Genomic DNA, 4,755 nt, shown 5'->3' with positions numbered 1-4,755 from the left:
CCACGCGTTGTCGGCGGCGGTGGCCCGCTCGATGACGTTGTTCAACGTCACCGACTTCCCGGCGCCTCCACCCCGGCGGACGGCGGAGATCAGGTCAGCAGGCCACGGCGCTCCAGCAGGGGCTCGATGCGGGGGGCGCGGCCGCGGAAGTTGCGGAAGGCGGTCATCACGTCCATGGAGCCGCCGACCGACAGCAGGGCGGACCGGAAGTGGTCGCCGTTGTCGCGCTTGAGGCCGTCGTTCTCCTTGAACCACTCGACGCTCTCGGCGTCCAGCACCTCGCTCCAGATATAGGAGTAGTAGCCGGCGCTGTAGCCGCCCACGCCGCTGGAGAAGATGTGCGCGAAGTAGTTGGTCCGGTAGCGCGCGCGGACCAGGTCGAAGGCGATGCCCGCGCGCTCCAGGGCCGCGGCCTCGAACGCCTCGGCGTCCTCGACGGTCTCGCCGGGAGCGAGCTTGTGCCAGGCCCAGTCGAGCAGGGTCGCGGCGAGATACTCCACGGTCGCGAAGCCCTGGTTGAACTTCTCGGCGGCCTTCATCTTCTCCACCAGCTCCGCCGGCACCGGCTCGCCGGTCTCGTGGTGCCTGGCGAAGTTGGCGAGGACCGACGGCCAGGTCGCCCACATCTCGTTGACCTGGGAGGGATACTCCACGAAGTCGCGCGGCACCTCGGTGCCGGAGACCCGGGGGAAGCGGACGTCGGAGAACAGCCCGTGCAGGGCGTGGCCGAACTCGTGGAAGGCGGTGTTGACCTCGTCGAAGGTTAGCAGCGTCGGGCCCTCGGCGGGCTTGGTGATGTTGAGGTTGTTCATCACCACGGGCAGCTCGCCGAACAGGTGCGACTGGTCCACGAGGTTGTTCATCCACGCGCCGCCCCGCTTGGTGGGCCGGGCGTAGGGGTCGAACACGAACAGGCCGAGCTGTGAGCCGTCGGCGTTGAACACCTCGAAGATCCGCACGTCCGGGTGGTAGCCGGTCAGGTCGTCCCGGTCGGTGAAGGTGATCCCGTACAGCTCGCCGGCGGCGTGGAAGACGCCGTCCCGCAGCACCCGGTCCAGCTCGAAGTAGGGGCGCAGCTCGGAGCTGTCGAAGTCGTAGCGCGCCTTGCGCACCTTCTCCGCGTAGAACGACCAGTCCCACGCCTCGATGGGGAAGCCGGCCTGCTCGCTCAGCAGTTCGGCCTCGCGGCGGGCGTTGGCCACCGCCGGACCCACCAGCTTGCCGAGCATCTCTTCGACGGCGTCGGTGGTCTTGGCCGTCTGGTCGGCCACGGAGTAGGCGGCGTGGTTGGGGTAGCCCAGCAGGGCGGCCCGCTCGGCCCGGAGCGTCGCCAGCTTGACGGCCAGGTCGAAGTTCTCCGGCGCCCGGCTCACCGACAGCTCGTACAGCCTCCTGCGGGTCTGCCGGTCGGTCAGCTCGGCGAGGGCGGGCTGGTTGGTGAAGTTGAGCAGCGGCAGGACGTACTCGCCGTCCTTCTCGATCGCCTTGATCGCGCTCTCGGAGAGCCCGTCGAGCTCCTTGGCGTCCTTGACGACCAGCGCCGAGGCGGTGGAGGCCGTCAGCAGATTCTGCGAGAAGGCGGTGGCGATCCTGGTCAGCTCCTCGTTGAGCTCCTTGAGCCGCTCCTGCTCGGCCTCGGACAGGTCGGCGCCGGCCCGGACGAAGTCCTCGCGGTATTTCTCCAGCAGCCACGCCTCCTCCGGGTCCTCCGTGGTGACCTGCTTGATCCGCGCGTAGAGGGCGCGGTTGAGGTGGATGGCGTCGCCGTGCTTGGTCAGCTTGGGGAGGACCTCGGTCTCGATCTCCCGGATGCCGTCGGTCGTGTCGGAGGAGGCGATGCTCATGAAGACCGTCGCCGTCCGTTTCAGGATCTGGCCGGAGCGTTCCAGGGCCTCGACCGTGTTGGCGAAGGTCGCCGGGCCGGTGTCGCCGGCGATCGCCTCGACCTCCCGGAGCTGGTCGGCCATGCCGCGCTCGAAGGCGGGCAGGTAGTGCTCCTCCCGGATCCGGGTGAAGTCGGGCAGCTTGTAGGGCAGCGTGCTGGGGGAGAAGAACGGGTTCTCGGTCAAGGCGTGGGCTCCTCACATGCGGACAGATCTCCGAAAGCAGCGTTACATAACGGACCCTCGGCTGCACTCCGCCGCCAGGTGGATCCTGCCGTCGCCAATCGTTTTGGCCTTGACCCCCAACCTGGGCTATTCTTTCGGAGTCGCCAGCGAGCCCCGCAAGGGGGTCAAACGCGGTGGGGTATGGTGTAATTGGCAACACGACTGATTCTGGTTCAGTTATTCTAGGTTCGAGTCCTGGTACCCCAGCTGCATCCCCTTCCAAGGGGATGCTCCAGATCCGGTCCTCCCGGATCTGACGACAGTGTGTAGGGTCCCGTCGTCTAGTGGCCCAGGACGCCGCCCTCTCAAGGCGGTAGCGCCGGTTCGAATCCGGTCGGGACTACCACTGTCATCTCTGCAAGGCTCCGTCGTCTAGTGGCCTAGGACGCCGCCCTCTCAAGGCGGTAGCGCCGGTTCGAATCCGGTCGGGGCTACATGGGTGAAACCCCCGGAAGCATCGGCTTCCGGGGGTTTTCTGCTTTTCCGGCACATGGTCCGAGATTATCTCTTGATTAGATAGCTCTGCTGTCCAATAATTGGAGAGTGACGCTATCCAACGGGAGGTTGAAGATGATCACATTGCTCGCCGACGGGCACGAGGAGAAGATCGACGGACCGGTCGTGCCGCACGGGGTGAAGATCCTCGGCTGGGAGCGCAAGCCGCACGGCTGGTGCCGGGAAGAAGCCTGCATCCCGTCCTTCCGCGCCGCGGCGGCCGAGAGCGGCGACGGTGTGGACCTGGTGAGGTTCGCCGGGCTGCTCGGCAGGCAGGCGGTGGCCGACCTCGACGAGGGCGTGGTGGCGGTCGGCGAGCCGGCCGGGCCCACCCTCGACCGGGCCCCGGACTTCGGCCCGCTGGCCGGCCTGCGCGGCACCAAGGTCGCGCTGGTCTTCTGGGCCTCCTGGTGCGGCTGCCGCTACGACCTGCCCGCCTGGGAGGCCCTCCACCGGGAGCTCGGCGGACACGGGTTCAGTGTGGTCAGTGTCTCCCTCGACCGTGACCCGCAGGACGCGCGGGAATGGCTCGCCGACGTCACCCACCCCGCGGTGATCGACGCGGACGGCCGGATCGCCGAGCTCTACAACGTGATCAACGTGCCGACCGTGGTCTGGATCGACGAGGAGGGCCGGATCGCCCGGCCGCAGGACACCATGACCGCCACCGACACCTTCCGGTCGATGAACGGCCTGTCCTCCGAGCGGGCCACCGCCGCCCTGCGCAGGTGGGTGATCGACGACGACGCCGGGACGACCGCCCGGGAGCTGCGCGCCCCCACCGACGACGAGCGTCTGGCGCGGCTGCACGCGCGGCTGGCGGCGTGGCTGTTCCGGGGCGGCCGTCCGGCGGCCGCCGAGCGGCATCTCGCCCAGGCCGCCGGGCTGGCCCCGCACGACCTGGCCATCCGTCGCGGCCTGATGCCGCTCAACGGCGTCGACCCGTTCGGCGAGGAGTACTTCAAGCTCCGCCAGGAGCTGGAGGACAGTGGTGTGGCGATCTACCGTCCGCTGCCCGACTGGCACGAGGAAACCCGGTGAACGATCTCCCGGTACGGCCGGCGGGAGGTCCGGGGAGGGCACGCCGGGGCGGCCGGCGGATGCGGCTGATCAGCCGGGGATGTCCAGGGCCGTTCCGTACAGGCGGGACACCCGGATCCTGATCACCACGCGCCGGTCCGCCACCAGCTGCTCGAGGAAGGCCGCCTCGTCCGCGGGATCCTCGAAGCCGGGCGTCAGGGCCAGCAACTCCCGCCCGACGGCGTCACCCGGCACGGCCGTCACCTCCGACACCTCCGCCTCCCCCTCGGCGACGGCGAAGGACCACATGTCCGGGCCGTCGACATGCAGGGCGGCGTGCGGGTCGCGCCGTAGCTGGCGCGTCTTGAGCCGGTCGGCCGTGGTGGAGATCCGCAGCACGCGCTCCTCGGGATCCCAGTGGTAGAGCACGGTGGACAGGTGCGGATGGCCGCTCTGCCGGACGCTCGCCAGCACCCCGGACCGCTGCTCGCGCAGCAGCCCGGACAGCTCCTCCTGCGTGAGGACCCGGGGCGCGGGCCCGGCGCCCGGCTTCGGCGCCTCCTCCGCCGGCACGGTCCCGTTCTCGATCGCGTTCGTGTCCGTGTTCATCGGATCAGCCTTCCGTCGGTCGTGGTGTGGGGTCAGTCGTCTGGTGGTGGTGTGGGGCCAGTCGTCGGCCGTGGTGGGGTCAGCCGATCACGGCGTGCGCGGTGGCCGGGCTGCCGCCCTCCGGCTCCGCGGCGGGGCTCCGCTCGGGCCGGCCCAGCATGGTGAGGGCGACGACGAAGGCGGCGACGAGGAGCCCGGCACCGGTGGCGAAGGCCAGGTGATAGCCGCCGGTCAGCGCCACGGCCCGGCTCTCGCCGGCGGCGAGCAGGCCCTCGGTGCGGGAGGCCGCCAGCGTGGACAGCACCGCGACACCCGCGGCCATGCCGATCTGCTGGGTGGTGTTGAACAGTCCGGAGGCCAGCCCGGCGTCGTCGTCCCCCGCGCCGGACATGCCGAGCGTGGTCAGCGCCGGGAGGGCGAGCCCGAAGCCCGCGGCGAGCAGCATCACCGGGAACAGGTCGGTGAGATAGTCCGCGTGCACGGGGACGCGGGCGAGCAGCCCGAGGACCCCGATCAGGAGCGC

At 69.9% G+C, this 4,755-nt stretch carries 3 protein-coding genes, 3 tRNA genes and 1 pseudogene; 4 read left to right on the top strand and 3 right to left on the bottom strand.

The features are described from left to right. Positions 1–89: 89 nt before the first annotated feature. Positions 90–2,069, bottom strand: a complete 1,980-nt coding sequence (locus ACWDS7_RS46665) for a M3 family metallopeptidase (protein ID WP_451934544.1) — start codon at positions 2,067–2,069, stop codon at positions 90–92. Positions 2,070–2,243: 174 nt separating this feature from the next. Between ACWDS7_RS46665 and ACWDS7_RS46660 the strand changes: the two genes are divergently transcribed. The 4 genes from ACWDS7_RS46660 to ACWDS7_RS46645 all read left to right on the top strand — a co-directional run bounded on the left by ACWDS7_RS46660 (position 2,244) and on the right by ACWDS7_RS46645 (position 3,644). After that, positions 2,244–2,315: transfer RNA gene (locus tag ACWDS7_RS46660), tRNA-Gln, on the top strand. Between the two features lie 63 nt (positions 2,316–2,378). Then, positions 2,379–2,454 (top strand) — tRNA-Glu (locus tag ACWDS7_RS46655). A gap of 15 nt (positions 2,455–2,469) precedes the next feature. Beyond that, positions 2,470–2,542: transfer RNA gene (locus ACWDS7_RS46650), tRNA-Glu, on the top strand. Between the two features lie 136 nt (positions 2,543–2,678). Further along, on the top strand, positions 2,679–3,644 hold the full coding sequence (locus tag ACWDS7_RS46645; protein WP_451934543.1) for a redoxin domain-containing protein: 966 nt from the start codon (positions 2,679–2,681) through the stop codon (positions 3,642–3,644). Between the two features lie 69 nt (positions 3,645–3,713). On the opposite strand, the gene ACWDS7_RS46640 is transcribed toward ACWDS7_RS46645, so the two are convergent. Both ACWDS7_RS46640 and ACWDS7_RS46635 read right to left on the bottom strand, forming a co-directional pair. Continuing rightward, positions 3,714–4,232: a pyridoxamine 5'-phosphate oxidase family protein gene (locus ACWDS7_RS46640; protein WP_451934542.1), complete on the bottom strand. Its 519-nt coding sequence runs from the start codon at positions 4,230–4,232 to the stop codon at positions 3,714–3,716. Positions 4,233–4,311: 79 nt separating this feature from the next. After that, positions 4,312–4,755, bottom strand: a pseudogene (locus ACWDS7_RS46635) (MFS transporter); the annotation flags it as partial.

This window comes from Streptosporangium sp. NPDC003464, assembly GCF_053588315.1.
This window is presented reverse-complemented; position numbering and strand designations above follow the sequence as displayed.